Genomic DNA, 17,306 nt, shown 5'->3' with positions numbered 1-17,306 from the left:
CACATCATGTGGTGATGTGAGCAGAAAAACACATAAGTAACCTAGTGAGATGTTTGACTCATTCAACATCTTACTAGGAAACTTTCATGAAAATCAGAACACTTGTAGCTGCATGCTCCTTCTTTGCTCTTTCAGCAGGGACAGTTCACGCTGCAGACACCGCCTCAACCTTCAAAGTCGTCATCGGCTCAAAATCATTAGAAGATAAGTGGGGTAAAGATGACTCCATGGATACCCTTGGACTCCTATTCACTTACTTCCCTTCTTCTTTACCAATTGGTATCGCGACCGATATTTACGGCAACGGAAATGAAACGGGCAATTCAGTCAAAACAGAAACCGCCGCAGGTGAATTTAACCTAGGTTTAAGGCTTCAATCTCCAGTACTGAACAAGTCTTTCTCGCCTTACATAGGTGCCGGAGTTAGCTTTGTTGCTGCTGAACGTGAAGTAAACAATGCCGGAAAGAAAACGACCTACGACGACACGGGTGTCGGTTACTGGGTTGGCGGTGGCATTGACTATATCTTCGCCCAACGCTGGACTCTTGGTATTGACGCCAGATACACCAGTGCTGATGTGAAGCTAAACGGTCAAGAGCTTGACGCTGGCGGCAGTGGTTTCGGTGCCACTCTAGGCTATCGCTTCTAACAAATTGTAGAGAGAGACTATGAGTAACATAAATCAGGAAGTCATACGTACCTACGATATTTATATTGCGGAATACCTCTCTCTTAATTGGAGGCAAATTTTTCCAGAAGTTGTAATCAGGGAAGTTGCCTCAGGCACCTGTATCACAGTGCAGTGCCGAGACCAATCAGAGCTACATGGCATTATCAGAATCATTTCAAAATTAGGTTTAACACTGCAAACCATCATTATGCAGGGATTTTTAGATGATTCGTTTAAAGAAAAATCAGCAGGAATGAGAAGCCAAACTGATGAAACAACTCACGTTTAACAAAAAAACCTATATTATTTTAAGCTTCCTAAGCGCGTTATCTTTTTTATATATGATGCGCTATGGTTTTTCTTACACAGACCTCATCATTAATACCGTACTCATCGTTTTAGTTGTCTTGCTCAATCGTGAGTCAATAAAGATTGTTATCCCGTATCTTTTATACGCTTTCGTCGTCTTGCATATTCACCAAGCTTACGGCGATATTATGCTCCACTTCGAAGTCTTTATCCTGCTTGCCTGCACAACCATTTACCATGATTGGAAAATGGTTTTTCATTGCCTCATTGCAGCGGCAGTTCATCATTTATTGTTTTACTACCTACAGTTCGAAACACCTATGGATGTGTTTATCTTTCCTCCTGGTAGCCCTTTTTTAATGACGATAGAGCACTGTTTATATGCCGCACTACAGGCATCAATTTCAATTTATGGCAGCCTATCTCTTAGTGAAAGTCTAAAGAAATTAAAATATGTCGAATCATCCATTGATTACATGGTTCAAGGTGAAAATCTCATTCTCGATATTGAGCTAAATAACCAAGGAGAGTTCGAACAAAGATTTAATCAGATAGTGATTAACTTAAGAGAATTATCCCAAATACAGGCTACGACCATTTCCTCTTTAGATATTGTTTCCGGCGCAATAAAAGAGGACGTAGACAGTATTAATAAAGAACTGTCATCACATGTGCTTAATACTGAAATGGTGGCTGCTGCGGTTGAAGAGCTGGGAGCGTCTTTCAATTCAATTACATCATCCACGACTGAATGCAGCCTTAGCACAGGCCAAGCCCAAGAAATTAGCCTCAAGAGCCTTGCTGAAGTTGAGGTATGCCGCTCTGGGTTAGAAACTTTAGTCGGAGTCGCCAACGATACTCAGACAATCATTAAAACCGTCACTACAGATACGGAGCAGATTTCTAGTGTGTTAGAAACCATCTCTCTCTTATCTGAGCAAACAAACTTACTTGCTTTAAATGCCTCTATTGAAGCAGCAAGAGCGGGTGAGCAAGGTCGAGGGTTTGCCGTGGTTGCAGATGAAGTAAGGTTATTAGCTAATCGAACAGATAATAGCCTTGAGCATATTCAAAGCTCGTTAAATCAACTATCAAAGAGTGTTGATATTTCAAACTCTCATGTTTTGACCATGCTAGATTCAGCGGAAAATGTGACAAGCTCACTGGATGAAATCATCTTGGACTATCAAAAAATCTCATCCAACATCACCAAAGTAAATGATGAGATGTACCAAGTATCATCCGCTGTGACACAACAGAATACAGCACTTACTCAAATCAGTAAGAATATGTCTGGACTAAATAACAGCTCACAAAGTGTGACCCAAAGAGTGGCCTCACAGCATCAATCGGTCAATCAATTACAAGTAGAAATGCTGTCTCTACAAAAAGTCAGCGACAAACTGGTGATGGAGTGAGGAAACTAAATCTAGCTATAGTTCTCAGTGCCACATTTGCACTGGGCTATAGCTTGCCTTCCTTACCCAGCGAAGAAGCAAGCTTTAAACCAGCTGTAAATGATCAATCAAAGGCTGCAAGTCGCGTCTTTATCAGTTCAAATGGCCAAATATTTGGAGTGATTAAAGTAAAAGCAATTGAACACAATAAATTTCGAGTAGTAACGCCATTGTGCTCAAAACCAGCTTTCAAAAAGCGTCAATATTTCAAGGTTTCATGCTTTGGCCATGCAAGATTTCGCAGCAAATTTTACAAGCTGACGATGCGAAGTCATTACCGATTATCAAAGGTTTTCATCCAAGATCACTAAAGTGAAAGATGAGATATGCCAAGTGTTATCAACTATAGCGCAAAAAAACACAGCATTTATGCAAATCAGAAAGAAGATGTTAGGGCTAAAAAATGCGTAATAATGCGAGCAAAAAAACAACCTCTAAGTATCGGTCTGACAATCAATTACACCTAGAGGTGCTCTCTTTGCAAAAGGTAAGCGGCGAGTTGGTGATGACGTGAGAAATCTGATTCTAGCGATTGTTCTAAGTGCCACATTTGCACTGGGCTACAGCCTACCCTCCTTACCCAGTAAGATGGAGTTTGCTGATATTCAATTGCCTAAACAGACACAAGATTGCACGTTTAACGGGTCAGACTGTGACTCATTAATCCATAAAATAACCCTTATTTCAGGGCAATTTTTAGCCCTTGAAGAGACGCGTTTTAAACTCGCTTTAAATGATCAGACCAGCACCCCAAATCATGTTTTTGTCAGTTCGGATGATCAAGTATTTGGCGTGATTAAAGCAGAGGCAATTGAGAACAATGAATTTCGGGTTTTAATCCCTTTTTGCTCCAATAGCAAAATGCGAATTATTGTCTTCACCGATGAGAAAGTGCCTGGTGTCAGGCTCCCTAGCCCATCATAACTATGTAAGGAGGTTAATCACCTATAGAAGCAAATATGAAAAATCTATTTAATTCATTTTATCCCCAAAATGTTCCTCTCAGCTCCTAACTCTACTATTAGGGGTTGAGTGGATTATTCAGCTCGCTAATACCCTACCCTAACACTTGATATGGGCAAATTTGATTACCAAAAAATAACCAAGTCATCCCTATACTTAAGCATCAAATAACCCAAAATAGGACAGTTCGATGCAAGATACTCCTTTCGATGTGAGTAGGTTTTTGATGCAGGCAAGCCTTGGAGCAGATGAGCATCTGATTAAGCAAGTTACGACACAGGGAATAGATAGCTGGCTTCATGAAGAGTTAAATACCTCACCTAGCCAATTAGGCCCATACCAGTCGAAAACCACAGAGATATGGCAACATTTCCGCTCCCGTTTACTTAAAAAACATGGGCAAACAGCCATAGATGGGGATGGAAATAACCCAGCTTTGCCCTACAAGTGGTACTTTCATATGGCATGGTGGCACCTTAACCTCACCACTAACACTGACCTTTTACGCCATAGAGTCGCTCAAGCTCTGAGCGAGATACTAGTCATCTCAGATAACTCTGTGCTTGAACTCGATGCTATCGGATTAGCAAGCTATTACGACCTGCTTTATAAACACGCCTTTGGCAGTTATGCCGACCTTTTGACACATGTCTCTCGTCACCCTTGTATGGGTGTTTACCTAAGCCATATGAATAACCGAAAAGCTGACGAGTCTCAAAACACTCATCCTGATGAAAATTATGCTAGAGAAATCATGCAGCTATTTACTCTTGGTTTGTACGAACTTAATCAAGACGGTAGTCGTAAACAAAACGATAAAGGCCTGGATATTCCCACTTACGACAACAGAGATATCAAAGAGCTTGCCCGTGTTTTTACTGGCCTTAAAGCCTCAAGCTATCAATTTGAATGGGAGAACAGTTTCTGGAATAAAAGTTTTAATGGTTATCAAGTTAGCTTCGAAGATGACATAGATAAACGTTATAAAACAGTACCTTTCGTCAATATGACGAAAGCCATGCAGGTCGACGAAAAGTATCATGACAGACAGAGTAAGTCTCTGTTGAAGAAACATATTAAGCTAGATGCAAACCAGTCAGGCGAGAGAGAAATTAGCCTTGTCTGCGCGCGGTTAGTCGCACACCCTAATACCGCCCCTTTTATTGCGACTAAACTCATCAACCAACTGGTCACGTCCAACCCAAGTCCTGACTACGTTAAGGCTGTCGCAACGGCTTTTGGTACAGATGGTAATTTAAAAAAAGCAATAACAGTAATTCTAACTTATCCACTTACACATACTGTTTCTAAAAAGCGTTTTTTATCAGCAACTAAAACCAAACAGAAATTAGTTCAATCGCAAAAACTCAAGTCACCAATTTTACGGACAACCCAAATTCTAAGGGCATTTTCAGCCTCCAATACATCTAAAAAGCTATGGCTGATAGGTGATGACATTGAAGAGCAATTACAACAGCACCCTCTTTCTTCACCTACCGTATTCAACTTTTATAAGCCTGACTTTACTCCTCTTGGGCCGCTGGAAGAGCAAAATTTATTAGCCCCAGAGTTTGAGCTTCACAACTCGGCAAGCTCGATCGCTTATGTGAATTATTTGTATTACATGCTTTTTGCTAACTATTTACCCGCAGTCAGCACAGACATTAGCCGCCAGCGCGGCATTAATAACGTGGCAGAGCTAGATATAGACACCCTACAGCAGCGCCATGAAAATCGATTAAAGCTGAACTTTGATAAATACATTCAAACAGCGAAAGACCCATCGCAACACAGTGCCTTGGTGGATGAACTCAGTTTATTGTTAACCGCGAAAGCACCGTTAACCTCTAAACAGCACATATTGTCATCTTTCTCTGCTTATAAAGAACACCCTGAATGGGTTGTCCAAACCATTGTTTTCTTTATTGCCATTTCCCCCGAGTTTACTGTTCTAGAGGTATAGTTATGAGTTTATCAAGAAGGCAATTCATCCGTTCAAGTGCTCAGGTCACAGTTGCTGCAAACCTAGCCATTGCGGGCGCTGCACCTGTATATTCAGCGCCTTCATCTTCGGCTAATAAAACCCCCTTAGTGAGTATTAAGCCAGAGTCAAAAGCATTGGTGTTTATCATGTTAGACGGCGGTAATGATGCCTTTAATATGCTGGTACCTAGCTCTAATAGCCATTATCAAGAATATAAGAAAACAAGAAGCAACTTAGCCTTAGACCAAAGTGAGCTTTTGTCATTAAATGGATTCAAAGATCAAGACGGAAGACGCTTTGGATTACACCCCAGCATGCCTGAAGTTAAGCACTTATTTGAGCAAAATAAGTTAGCCTTTGTTGCCAATATCGGCCCCATGATCACCCCAGTAGATAAGTCCCTTTTTTATAGCCAAAGCGCTAATTTACCTCTCGGTCTCATGTCTCATTCAGACCAATTTAAACATTGGCAAACAGCAAGACCTGAACTCAGAATTAATCGTGGCTGGTTTGGCTTACTCAGTGACTCCTTACAGGCAAACCAAGCTTCTCCCCGTATTCCTATGAACATTTCCTTGGCGGGAAATAATATTATGCAAAATGGTTTTCACTCTGGTGTTTACTCGATAACAGACGAAGGCAGCGTGGGGTTAGTCATTAATGAAATGCCAAATCAACTTAACAAACTGCTATTAAAAAACTTCGAAGCTAGTCTGAATCAAAACTACCCTAATGATCCCTTTAGACAGTCCTATCTTTCTATGACGCGACAATCTCAAGCTCAGCATCAATTGTTTAAAGAGGCATTAGAAGGTACCAAGTTGAAGACTCAGTTCTCAAACACTGAGCTGTCACAGCAACTTCGCAAGGTTGCGCAATCGATTAAAAGTGCAAAAGCCTTAGGCCACAAACAGCAAACATTTTTCCTCAGATACATTGGTTGGGATCATCATGACGAGCTGCTTAATAACCAAGGTAAAATGCTAAGAGTGTTAAGTAAGGCCCTTGGGGAGTTTCAACACAGTCTAGACGAGCTCGGTCTTGCGGATCAGGTCGTTACTTTTACTGGTTCAGACTTTGGCAGAACGCTCACATCCAACGGAAACGGTACGGACCATGGTTGGGGCGGCAATACCTTAGTAATGGGTAATCAAGTGAAAGGTGGCCAAGTATTTGGCCAATATCCAAAACTCAGTCTGGGTAAAGATAACCCTCTTGATATTGGTGACGGTGTGTTAATTCCAACCTTAGCAACCGATGAGCTCTATGCTGAATTAGCACTTTGGTTTGGTGTAGAGAAAAACCAACTCGATTTATTGTTTCCTAATCTAAAAAACTTTCCAGCTAAACAAGGTAAGGGATCACTAAAAGAGTTAATTAGAACCTGATAAAAGCTCAAAAAAAATCAAATATGCTTTCAAGAATCAAACCTGAAGGCATATTTGATAAATAACTTGGAAAAACTAATGTACAAACAAAGGGCTTTAGCTACGCCAGCTATTCCCGATTAAAAGAGACATGCCTACGGAAATCCCCAAGGCTAGCAAAATGTTGGACAATGAGAATCCCCATATGGCGATACACACTGCCAGCGTCACGACCACCCACAACAAGGTCTCTAAGATCCAGGTTCCCATATCAATACTCCAATGGATTAACTAGACCTAAGTTTAATGAGTAAGGGGTTAAGATTTGGTTATCAGTTATCTTGATGAGTATTTGTTAAGAAAGACACAGATGCAAAATAGCAATGCTTTTGCGTCTGTTGGATAAAATGCCAGCCTTGGCTCTGACATAAGCGTTCAATTAATATCAGGCCTATGCCAAAAGACGCATCAGAGTCTCCTTGCGCTTGATCATTTAACGAATTGGAGATGGTCAAACCATCACAAGATAGGACAATATCTATCTTGCCTTGCACTGTATGTTGAAGCGCATTCCGAATAAGGTTAGTAATCACAATTTCAACTAATACCTGTGGTAAAGGGCCCACATCCAGCTCGCCTTGCACCTCAATCTCTGCCGTCACCTTGGTTTCGTCAGCAAGGTAATAATGGTTAGCCAAGGTTTCTTGCACCAAACTTTCCATATTTATATGGTTCAGCGCTACATCTAGCAACTTGTTACGACTCATCCATAACAAGCTGGTAATGAGATTATGCATAGTCATAACAGAGCGATTAATCCGAGCGACGGCACGTTGCCCTCCTCTTGGCATCACATCAGAGAGCCTAGTTAGCATGTCACCACTTGCTGAAATGATGGAGACTGGCGTCCTCAGTTCATGGCTGGCTGCACGGAGGAAAAACTCTTCTCTTTCTATCACTTCTTGTTGAGATTTCACGCTATCAACCAGCTGCTCAGCAAGATGATGTACCTCGTTATAGCGAAAATGAGCCAGCTTTTCTGTGTCCTCTAAGTTTAAGGTTTGCGCCCATTGAGACATTAGAATAATAGGCTGAGTAAGGCGGTGAATTAACAAACGCACCAGTACAAACACAAATAATAAAAGTGCTCCCACCATTAAAAATGCAGAGTTCAATTGGTTGATAGACTCGGGAGGGTTTTGGCTGAACAGCTCTAAATAAATGGCTTCGTCATATTGCGACGCCACATAAAGGTAAGTATCTAAACTCGTGACATAGTGAAGCGCGGCGTAATAATAGTTACCTGAGCCTTCTTGCTCACCTGCTACATACTCTTCATAAATGACATCTGGATTGAAATTTTGCCAATCAAAATGTGTCTTAAAGGCTACAGGCAACTGCTCAAATTCGCTGTAAACCTGCAGCGTTTTACTCTGTGCTTGAGGAGGAGAACCATTGGTCAGATACTCTTGCTCAGCTAACTTTAACTCATATAAAAAGCCATATTTTACAGATTCATTCAGGCCGACTTGATAGCTCTGGCTTATCATCAAGACATAGACTGTGGTCAAACTCAGTACTAGGCCAAACAAGTAAAGGTAGATGTCTCGCTTAATACTCACCCGCTTCATTTTGAGACCTCTCGAATAGCCACTCCGACCCCATGAATAGTCTGAATCATTTTATTTTCAAACGGGGCATCAATAGCCTGACGAAGCTTAAATAAGTGTACTTTTAAGCTGTCTGCATTTGGTAAATCATCCCCCCAAACTTGGTCTTCTAGTTTACTTTTGCTGACCACATTTGGGCTATTTTGCATCAAACAAACTAAGATTTTCCAACACAATGGCGGCATTTTTAATACTTGCCCAGCACGGGTTACAAGATGCTTATCTAGGTCGATGCTCAGGTCACCAACTGTTAAGTTAGTCACGACACCCTGTGCTCGGCGAACCAAAGCAAACAGCCTCACTTTCAGTTCTTCCATCGCAAACGGCTTCACTAGGTAATCATCCGATCCAGCAGCAAAACCTGTCAATTTATCATCTAGCGTATCGCGTGCCGTTAACATCAAAATGGGGGTGGTGATTCCCTTTTGTCTGAGTGTTTGGCACACATGGATACCGTCCATTTTTGGCATATTAAGGTCTGTGAGAATAATGTCGTAAGTTTGATTTAGTGCCAGATTCAGCCCGGCTGCTCCGTTATAGGCAAAATCAAACTCAATGCCATCCAGTTCCATATAATCACTGATAGCTTCAGACAGATCTTTATCATCTTCGATAAGCAAGACATTAATTGCCATGGTGTGGTTACTTCCTTCTTTGTTCCTGTTTCCAAGCCCAAACTGGCGGCTTAACCAAGAGTTTGAAACGGTAATGCCAATTTGGTGCCTGCCAGAGCTGCTTAATCAACTTAGTATACCCATGAAAATAAACTTTAAACGGATTGATGGAATTAATTCGAGGATAGACACCATATTTCACAGGCTCTTCTTCTCTGGCAAAAGTACCAAACATTCGATCCCAAATAATCAGTATGCCAGCATAGTTCTTATCCAAGTATTGTGTGTTTCTTGCGTGATGCACCCTGTGATGTGAAGGCGTATTGAATATGGCTTCTATGGGCTTTGGTAACTTTCGAACCGTTTCTGTATGCAGCAGCGTTTGGAAGACCTGTACTAAGGTTTCGCACAATAAAACAACGAAGGGATTAAAACCCATCAAAATCAGTGGCAAATGAAAGAAGAAGGGAAAAAACCAATCTAACGGGCCAAATCGATACGCCACAGAAATATTGAAATAAGGTGAACTATGGTGAACTGAGTGGGTTCCCCACGCTAGACCATTACTATGAAAAAAGCGATGTTCCCAATAGTAGGCAAGATCTGCCAATATCAAACAGCCAAGAATACTCCAGCCAGTGATAGGTAATTGCGTCAGACTGAAATTGTCGAACACATAGGTAAAAGCAGCCACATAAGCCAACCCAATAAAGAAGATTGTGACTAACAAAAATGACAAGGTAATTAAATTGGTTGCACTATCGCCAACCATGTTCCAACTGAGCTTCTTCTTGAAAGCATAACGTATAAGTTCGACAGCAAACAAAGCCGTCGCAATCACTAAGAAGTTATTATTCACCCAAGATTCGGTGAAAATAATGCTCGCTTCAGAGAAAGCTTGAGACATAAATTCCATAACAGATTTCCTGCGAATTCATTATTTATAATAGACAGATAGTTGACTGGATTCAGGTTGCCCCTGAGGGCTCAGATAGTGCACCTCAACTAACGCATCAACCGACTTTTTAAAATCAATTCGCCCCCAAGCATCGATAAACTCCGACACACTGTATTGGCCTCTACTGGCAAGAAGATCTTCATTCCCCTTGCCCATTAAGGGAAGTACAATAAAATCTTTAGATGGCGCGTATTCCGGTGCGATATAACCAATTGTCACTTTTGCCTGAGTAAAGTCGCTATTCAAATCCTGATATAAAACAACTATACGATCGAGTTTTTCAGGCAATTTGTTTTGCTTAACCCATTCACCTTCAAACTCTCCCCAAAGTGCAGACATAGACTCTAGCGCGATGTTTTTCGTTACCCCATTCAAATACTGTCGCTCTATTTCAGGCAGTTTTTTCTCTCCCTGAGTATGAGCTTGAGCAATACTCACATCTGGCTTTAATTCATCTTGTTTTGCGCTTTCTGCCATAGCAGGTTGAAAGAGAACTAATCCCCAAATAGAGCCTGTAATAGCACTTGCCGTTAGTATTGATGCGAATAATTTCATCCTATCTCCAGTCTTTAAATACAACTTGGGAGGCAGAATATCCTTCTAGGGGTTAACAAAAGGTTATGAAGCAAGTAAGAAGAGTCGCTAACAAGTTAGCATCATTTGCCAATTGAATGGCGTCATCTGATTAAGCCTAGTTGCCATCGAGGGTATACCATTTTTGACATGGTTATTTACAGGGGACTCGATCAAGAGATTAAAATAGACGCCTTTGTTAATAGGGCCTTTATTGATGGCCCTAAATTTAATAAAACATTCAAAGGAACGACAGAGTACACATCTGTCGTTCTAAATAGTTTTGACTATCTATACTTTAAACTGGCAAACAAGGCTATTTAAATGAAGGGAAGAGTCTTTCATACTATCACTAGATGTTTTTATATTGCCGATAGCATGCGCACTTTGATCAGAGCTATCACTAATGGTAACAACATGATGATTAATTTCTTTTACCACCAAGGATTGTTCTTCTGTTGCCGCTGCGATCTGGGTATTAAGGTCAGATATGTGAAGGATATTTTCAACGATGACCTTCAATGAGTCCTTAGTATTATAAGCTGCCTCAACACCTATGTTAGCTTGATTTTTACTGCTTTGAACTGATTCAACCGCCTGCTTAGCACCTTCTTGCAGCTCGGTAATCATAGTATGAATCTCATCCGTGGATTCATTTGTTCTTTGCGCTAAACCTCTCACCTCATCAGCAACAACAGCAAAGCCTCGTCCATGTTCTCCCGCTCTTGCGGCTTCAATTGCGGCATTTAATGCAAGTAAGTTTGTTTGTTCAGAAACAGACCTGATCACCTCTAATACACCGCTAATATTGTTTGTTCTTTCTGCTAAAGATTCGATATTGGCAGACACTTGCTCCATATTTTCAGCCATGCCATTAATTACTAAGGTAGACTCATTTACTACATTTTGGGCATCAGTCGCTCTACCTGCAGCATCATTTGTAGTTTGTGCAGCTACATTCGCATTATCAGCAATTTCTGCAATCGTGCTCCCCATCTCTGTGATAGCAACAGATACAAGGTGAGCTTCATCTCTTTGCTTATCAGATGCCAATTTAGAATTTTCTGCATCTCTATTTACAGCTTCAGATGCACTCTTAACACCCTCGGATGTTTTTACGACATCTTGAAAAAGGTGCTGAATATTTGAAACGAATGAATTAAACCCTTTAGCAAGCTCGCTTATTTCAGGTGCTTGGTCTTCATCAATACGATTTGTTAAATCACCTCCGCTTTGTCCTAATTCAGAAAATTGTGTAGCCATATCTCTAATAGGCTTTGTCAAACCTTGGGCTATAAAGTAGCTAGCAGCGGCAAAAAAAGCAGATGTAAAGAGCAGAATAATCATCAATTGAAATGCTCCTCTATTAAGTCCGCTTAATAATTCGTCTTTAGGAATGATTGCAATAACATACCAGCCTAAGCTACTAACATAACTCGCCGAAATTACTTGGTTATCCAATTCTATGGAAGTAAAGTCTTGCTTAAACAACAGCTCATTCTTGTTCACACCTGGAAACAAGTCCTGTAAAAATGCTTTTTCATTTAAGCTGTTATCGTTATGAACCTTAACTTTACCTTTCGCATCAACCAAAAATACATATCCTGATTGTTCTAATTTAAAGCTGTTCAAATAGTCCACCATGTCATCAAAAGGTTTAGAAACACCAGACATACCACGGCCATCAACTTCTTGATAATTGACAAAAATGTCCACTTGATTAGTACTATCACTCCTATAAACACTGGCTAGCTCATTTTCACCGCTGGATTTAAAATTAAAAAACCATTGATCTCTATTAGGGTTTAGCACCCTTAAAAAACCATCCTGATTCCAGTACTTAGCAGACTCTCTATCCACAAAAGAAGCGTTACTAAACTCATTCGCTGTAGCAATTTTACCAAGGTACTCAACTACTAATTTTTCTGTCTTAGGGCCAGCGCCTTTTTCAGCCCAATCAATAAAAACGGTATTCTCTGCTAATGAGCGTGCAACAATCTTCATCTCATTAATTTCATTATTAATTGAGTTTCGAATGCTTTTTACTAGGGTCGGCATTTCTGTGTGATTAAGTCTTTTAACGACGACATCGCGACTATTAAGATAAGCGGCGTAACTGATAAGGCAAGATGAAATAATTACCGCGATTAATACAGACAGCATAATACGGGTTCGGATTGAATAATTAGGCATTGCTACTCCATTCAAGGTGCTTTTCTAAATATGTTCTTAGTTTGTTAGTACTTTACGAGTTATAAAAACTACTCAATACAGGTTTCAGGTTTGTGAATCCCAAAACCTTGTCCATAGTCCACACCCATAGAGTCAAGTAGATTCATAATCTGATCATTCTCCACAAACTCTGCGATGGTTTTCATGTCCATTTCATGAGCAATTTCATTTATCGACCTCACAATAGTTTGATCAATGGGTTCAGAAATAATTGATTTAATTAGGCTTCCATCAATTTTTAAATAATCTACTGGTAAGGTTTTAAGGTAGCTATAGGAAGAGGATCCACTACCAAAGTCATCTAGAGCGAATTGGCAGCCCGTCTTTTTTAGCTCCTTTATAAAATTCACTGCTCTATTAATATGAGAAACAACTGCCGTTTCAGTAATTTCAAAACAGACTTTACTCATGTCCATATCAACACTGTTAACAATATCTAATACTTCTTCAAGAAAACTACTACTGCTAACGCTCACTCCGGATAAATTTATAGAAACAGTAGGGGTCTCATTTGGGAAAAGCACCTTATATTTGCTTAACACATTAAAAACGACCCATTTATCTATTAGCGTAATTAACCCATGTTTTTCTGCAGCAGGAATAAAAACAGCTGGCGAGACCGCATTACCATTTTTATCTTTGTAACGAAGAAGAATTTCATAGTGGAGAGAGCTTTCACCTGGATTAAGAGGATGGATAAGTTGTTTAGCTAAGAAAAATTGATCATTATCTAAAGCTCCTGCTATATCAGAAATATGCCCGAGCATGGCTAACTCATCTTGGATATCGCTATCGTTCGAATCAGTAAAATAAGCAAGGTTCTTTCCTTGCTCCTTTGCCTTGTAACATGCCATGTCAGCATGGCTAATCAGCACTTCCTTTAGATCATCTTCGTGAGCTTTAACAACACCAACACTAACTCCAATACTAAAAGTCATATCATTCCAAGTAAGTCTATATTGACTAACAGAGTCAATAATATCACTACAAATCATGCAGACTTCGTTTTGAGTGTGGTTAGCCAAAACTAAACCAAATTTATCACCACTTAGACGAGTAAAAGTATCCGTTGCATGAACATGCTGCGACATTAATTCTGCCACTTCGGCTAAGAGACAATCTCCTATCATATGGCCCGCAGTATCATTTACTGTTTTAAAGTTTGCGAGATCTAATATCGCAACATATATATTTTTTCCTGATTTACTAGTGAATTTATTAATTTCTAATTCTTTTAATACAGTATTAAAAGTTCGCCTATTAAAAAGGCCTGTTAAGTAGTCATGACTTGCTTCGTACTCTAACTTTTCAGTAAGAGAAACCTTTTCTCTTAATACTTTTTCATTCAACCTAGCGTTACGAACAATAATTAAAAGTAGTAAAGTCGAAAGAAGAGATAGCAACATAAAAAAGAAATACGTTAATACCTCTTTTTTATCAAATTCATATGTTTCTTTATTTTCAAATAAAACGACTGAACCTTTTGGCAAGTTATTCTTACTTATAGAATACTTATCTAATTCATTAGAATTCCAATACCAAGTATTATCAACTTCAGTGATAGCTTCAATATCTTCCATTGGGGTTCCATCTAGATATTGAATAAGTAAATATGCTGTATCCTGTACATGTTTTTTTATATTTAAAGAGTACCCACCTAATACTTTTTTATTATATTTAAGATTTCCTAATACAAAAAATGGATTATCTACTTGATCAAAAATACCTGGGTAATAATCTTTAACAATTAACAACTCACCATTATCAGGATCGCGTAATTTTCCAATAATAAAAATAGGAATATTTTTTGAATACTTTGTAATTTTTGATTTTAAATTTGATATATTTGCATCTTCAATAATAGTGATTATTTCAGGCATAAAATCATCATCTTTAAAATCTAATATTTTTTCTTTGTTTGAAATTCCTGTTGATGAAGTATCTGATAACAAAATAATTTCATTAACATTTAAAGAAGATTTTATATCTTTTACAACATTATCTAATCTTTGATTTTCAAAAGACCCTGTTATATTTTTTTCTTCTATTAACCTATTGCTTACTTTGTTAATCCCCATAAAAAAAACAGGAATTTCTTTAAAAAAGACATTTGTTTTTTTTAAAAAAAGATTCATTGCAGGGTCATCTGAAATAACAACAGCTTTAAAAGTTATTTCGGAATATTTATTCGATAAGTATTGGTAAAATTCAATTTTGTTTTCATGATTAGGGAATCTTTTTGCATCAAGATATTCATTAAAAATTTTAACAGATGGTCTGTTTTTAAATATCTCATTGAAATTTCTTTCAATACTTTTTGTCCACCCGTGCTGAGAGTCATATGAATGGATAAACAAAATATTATATTTGACTATATGCGAATAAGCAAAAGAAGAAAAAAACAAAAGAGAGATCATTAAACATGTTTTCATCTGAATACCCTTATTTCTAGACTTATTTAGCCCAAACGTCCTAGGTTAAAAACAATTTACACTAAACTACCTATAACTATGCTCTTCATTGAAATTGCTCTTTTAAAGTCCGTAAGCAGAACCTCTACTATGTTTTCTAAAAGCGGTATGATTGATACCCACATCATCAATTGCATCACCTTAATCCGACAATAAAAAGAGAGAACAATAGTATTTACCAAAAATTGGTACATCGTCCCATTTCATGATTTAAGACTAAAAAACACTTAATTTTGACTAAATGGTTAACTTGCTGTTTTATGAAAAGCAGATCTATCTTCCATTTTTCTCATTTTTCGATACTCAGTAGGAGTTGTGCCAAACTGTTGCTTAAAAAGTCGATTAAAACTACTTTTTGAACCAAACCCACATTCTAAAGAAATATCTAAGATAGACTTATTCGGTGATGTCATAAGAAGAATGGTCGCTTCTTCTAAACGCTTTAAATTGATAAGTGTTGAAAAGGATGTATTTAACTGCGAGTTAATAATAGCAGACAATTGATCCGATCTAATTTGTAAGTTAGATGCTACTTGTTCCAAAGTAAGTCTGGGCTCTAAAAAAGCTCTTTCTGAATCTAGATATAATGTAAGCTTGGAAACAATAGATTCTTTATCTATATTTCCTAAGCGAGTATTCTGTTTAGGCTTTTCAAGTAGCATTATTTCTTCCACTCCATTTATACTTAAACTTACTTGAGCATTAGATATTTCATGTAACCTTACCATTAATTTTTCATTTTCTTCTTTTAATAGTAAGTGCCTATATACAAACCCAATTGAAATTAAAAAAATATCAATTGGCAATGACCATAATAAAATTTTAGAAGTGAGGTCAGTATGAGGAAAGATGCCCAAAAATGTGGCCTGATAAATTAAAACTGAAACGTTTGAAAATATCAAAGGAGTTGCGAATAATAAAGACCACCTCTTTCTTCCTTTTAAACTAACCTTTACGCCAGCAATTGAAATAAAACAAGCTAAAGTTCCCTCAGTAATTAACAAGGCACTTCTAACAAAATTAGAAGAAGGTAATAGAATAACAAAAGTGGATACAAGACTAAATATTATATAAAAGTTAAGTATTCTATTAAATTTAGGGAAGAACTCTTCACTCCGAAGGTATTCTTTCATAAAACAAATGAAAAACAATAGAGCAAGACTTGCAGAAACAAAAAATAAAGAATTTTTCAAATATATATTCTTTGGCCAAAGTATTAAATTACCATCACCGTAATATAGAAATAGATAAGAGAAAGAAAAAACCAGAAAAGCAGTATAATAAAAAACCATTTTATCATAACCACTTATCAAATTTATTGTTTGAGAAGCAATAAAAACAATAAAAATAAAAAAATAAATTAAGTGAAAATAATATCTTTTTTCAGAATATTTTCCATATTCAATTCCGTTCCTAACAATAGGTTGGAAATCAATTTGAGAGTCGGATTTAACTTTTATGTATATATTTGCTTTATGATCTTTTTTCAACTCAAAATTAAATGTAGGATAAGCTGAAAGTTGACCTTCAATATCAGTATAATCTCCAGAATGAAATTCTTTATCATTAAATCCTGAGAAAAAATAAAAGCTAATATAATCGATCCTTGTATTATTAATAGTAAGAAACCAATCTTTATTAAAATGAGAATTTTTTAAATCTAATTTGATCCAATAAGTTTTTTCACTAAAGCCAAAATTTATTTTATCAATTTCTTGGTAAATCCATTTTTCTTTTGTATTTTTTATTTCGTTTATATCAAGCCCGCTTTCTAGGTATGAAATACTAGTAATAATTTTTTTGTCATCACTTTTGTTTGATAGAAAGTCAGCTTCGGCTGAAGGTGAAAAAACAATCAGCGAAAACATGAATATTTTATACAATAAGAAAATAATACTAATTCTCATTACGCATAAAACACAGAAACAAAATGTTGATAATGAAACATGGTATAGATAAAAGTTAGCTGTCCAAGTTAGTGAAAAAGCATAAAGTCGTGAACACCATCTTCTGAAGGCTTCAGGACGTTATATAATT

The 17,306-nt window shown here is 37.8% G+C and carries 15 protein-coding genes; 7 read left to right on the top strand and 8 right to left on the bottom strand.

Annotated features, from left to right (window positions below):
* The first annotated feature begins 86 nt into the window (after positions 1-86).
* From OA91_RS14650 to OA91_RS14620, 7 genes are all read left to right on the top strand, one after another.
* The gene (locus tag OA91_RS14650; protein WP_046015341.1) at positions 87-650 is read left to right on the top strand and encodes an outer membrane beta-barrel protein; all 564 of its coding nucleotides are present in this window, start codon (positions 87-89) and stop codon (positions 648-650) included.
* 19 nt (positions 651-669) lie between these two features.
* A complete protein-coding gene (locus OA91_RS14645; RefSeq protein ID WP_046015342.1) occupies positions 670-960 on the top strand; it encodes a hypothetical protein in 291 nt (96 codons plus the stop codon).
* Complete coding sequence (locus OA91_RS14640; RefSeq protein WP_046015343.1) at positions 941-2,398, top strand: methyl-accepting chemotaxis protein; 1,458 nt, start codon at positions 941-943, stop codon at positions 2,396-2,398. The genes OA91_RS14645 and OA91_RS14640 overlap by 20 nt, the downstream gene beginning before the upstream one ends.
* Positions 2,395-2,748, top strand: coding sequence for a hypothetical protein (locus OA91_RS14635; RefSeq protein ID WP_063339028.1), 354 nt, complete (start codon positions 2,395-2,397; stop codon positions 2,746-2,748). The genes OA91_RS14640 and OA91_RS14635 overlap by 4 nt, the downstream gene beginning before the upstream one ends.
* A 199-nt stretch (positions 2,749-2,947) precedes the next feature.
* Positions 2,948-3,361 carry a hypothetical protein gene (locus OA91_RS14630; RefSeq protein ID WP_063339027.1) on the top strand — a complete coding sequence of 138 codons (414 nt, stop codon included), beginning with the start codon at positions 2,948-2,950 and terminating at the stop codon, positions 3,359-3,361.
* 229 nt (positions 3,362-3,590) lie between these two features.
* Positions 3,591-5,363, top strand: a complete 1,773-nt coding sequence (locus OA91_RS14625; RefSeq protein WP_063339026.1) for a DUF1800 family protein — start codon at positions 3,591-3,593, stop codon at positions 5,361-5,363.
* A 2-nt stretch (positions 5,364-5,365) separates the two neighbouring features.
* Positions 5,366-6,772: a DUF1501 domain-containing protein gene (locus OA91_RS14620; protein ID WP_063339025.1), complete on the top strand. Its 1,407-nt coding sequence runs from the start codon at positions 5,366-5,368 to the stop codon at positions 6,770-6,772.
* A gap of 96 nt (positions 6,773-6,868) precedes the next feature.
* Here the strand turns inward: OA91_RS14620 and OA91_RS24435 are convergent, their stop codons facing one another.
* From OA91_RS24435 to OA91_RS14585, 8 genes are all read right to left on the bottom strand, one after another.
* The gene (locus OA91_RS24435) at positions 6,869-7,021 is read right to left on the bottom strand and encodes a hypothetical protein (protein ID WP_197477819.1); all 153 of its coding nucleotides are present in this window, start codon (positions 7,019-7,021) and stop codon (positions 6,869-6,871) included.
* 62 nt (positions 7,022-7,083) lie between these two features.
* Positions 7,084-8,382 (bottom strand): sensor histidine kinase, encoded by a 1,299-nt coding sequence (locus tag OA91_RS14615; RefSeq protein ID WP_063339024.1) that lies wholly within the window; start codon positions 8,380-8,382, stop codon positions 7,084-7,086.
* Positions 8,379-9,056, bottom strand: coding sequence for a response regulator transcription factor (locus OA91_RS14610; RefSeq protein ID WP_046015349.1), 678 nt, complete (start codon positions 9,054-9,056; stop codon positions 8,379-8,381). The genes OA91_RS14615 and OA91_RS14610 overlap by 4 nt, the downstream gene beginning before the upstream one ends.
* A gap of 7 nt (positions 9,057-9,063) precedes the next feature.
* The gene (locus tag OA91_RS14605; RefSeq protein WP_063339023.1) at positions 9,064-9,951 is read right to left on the bottom strand and encodes a sterol desaturase family protein; all 888 of its coding nucleotides are present in this window, start codon (positions 9,949-9,951) and stop codon (positions 9,064-9,066) included.
* Between the two features lie 21 nt (positions 9,952-9,972).
* A complete protein-coding gene (locus tag OA91_RS14600; RefSeq protein WP_063339022.1) occupies positions 9,973-10,548 on the bottom strand; it encodes a hypothetical protein in 576 nt (191 codons plus the stop codon).
* 309 nt (positions 10,549-10,857) lie between these two features.
* Complete coding sequence (locus OA91_RS14595; protein ID WP_063339021.1) at positions 10,858-12,759, bottom strand: methyl-accepting chemotaxis protein; 1,902 nt, start codon at positions 12,757-12,759, stop codon at positions 10,858-10,860.
* A 68-nt stretch (positions 12,760-12,827) separates the two neighbouring features.
* On the bottom strand, positions 12,828-15,230 hold the full coding sequence (locus OA91_RS14590; protein ID WP_063339020.1) for an EAL domain-containing protein: 2,403 nt from the start codon (positions 15,228-15,230) through the stop codon (positions 12,828-12,830).
* 284 nt (positions 15,231-15,514) lie between these two features.
* A complete protein-coding gene (locus OA91_RS14585) occupies positions 15,515-17,137 on the bottom strand; it encodes a 7TM-DISM domain-containing protein (RefSeq protein ID WP_063339019.1) in 1,623 nt (540 codons plus the stop codon).
* Positions 17,138-17,306: the final 169 nt, after the last annotated feature.

The sequence above is a fragment of the Marinomonas sp. SBI8L genome (assembly GCF_001624705.1).
In the GTDB taxonomy this organism is placed as follows: domain Bacteria; phylum Pseudomonadota; class Gammaproteobacteria; order Pseudomonadales; family Marinomonadaceae; genus Marinomonas.
This window is presented reverse-complemented; position numbering and strand designations above follow the sequence as displayed.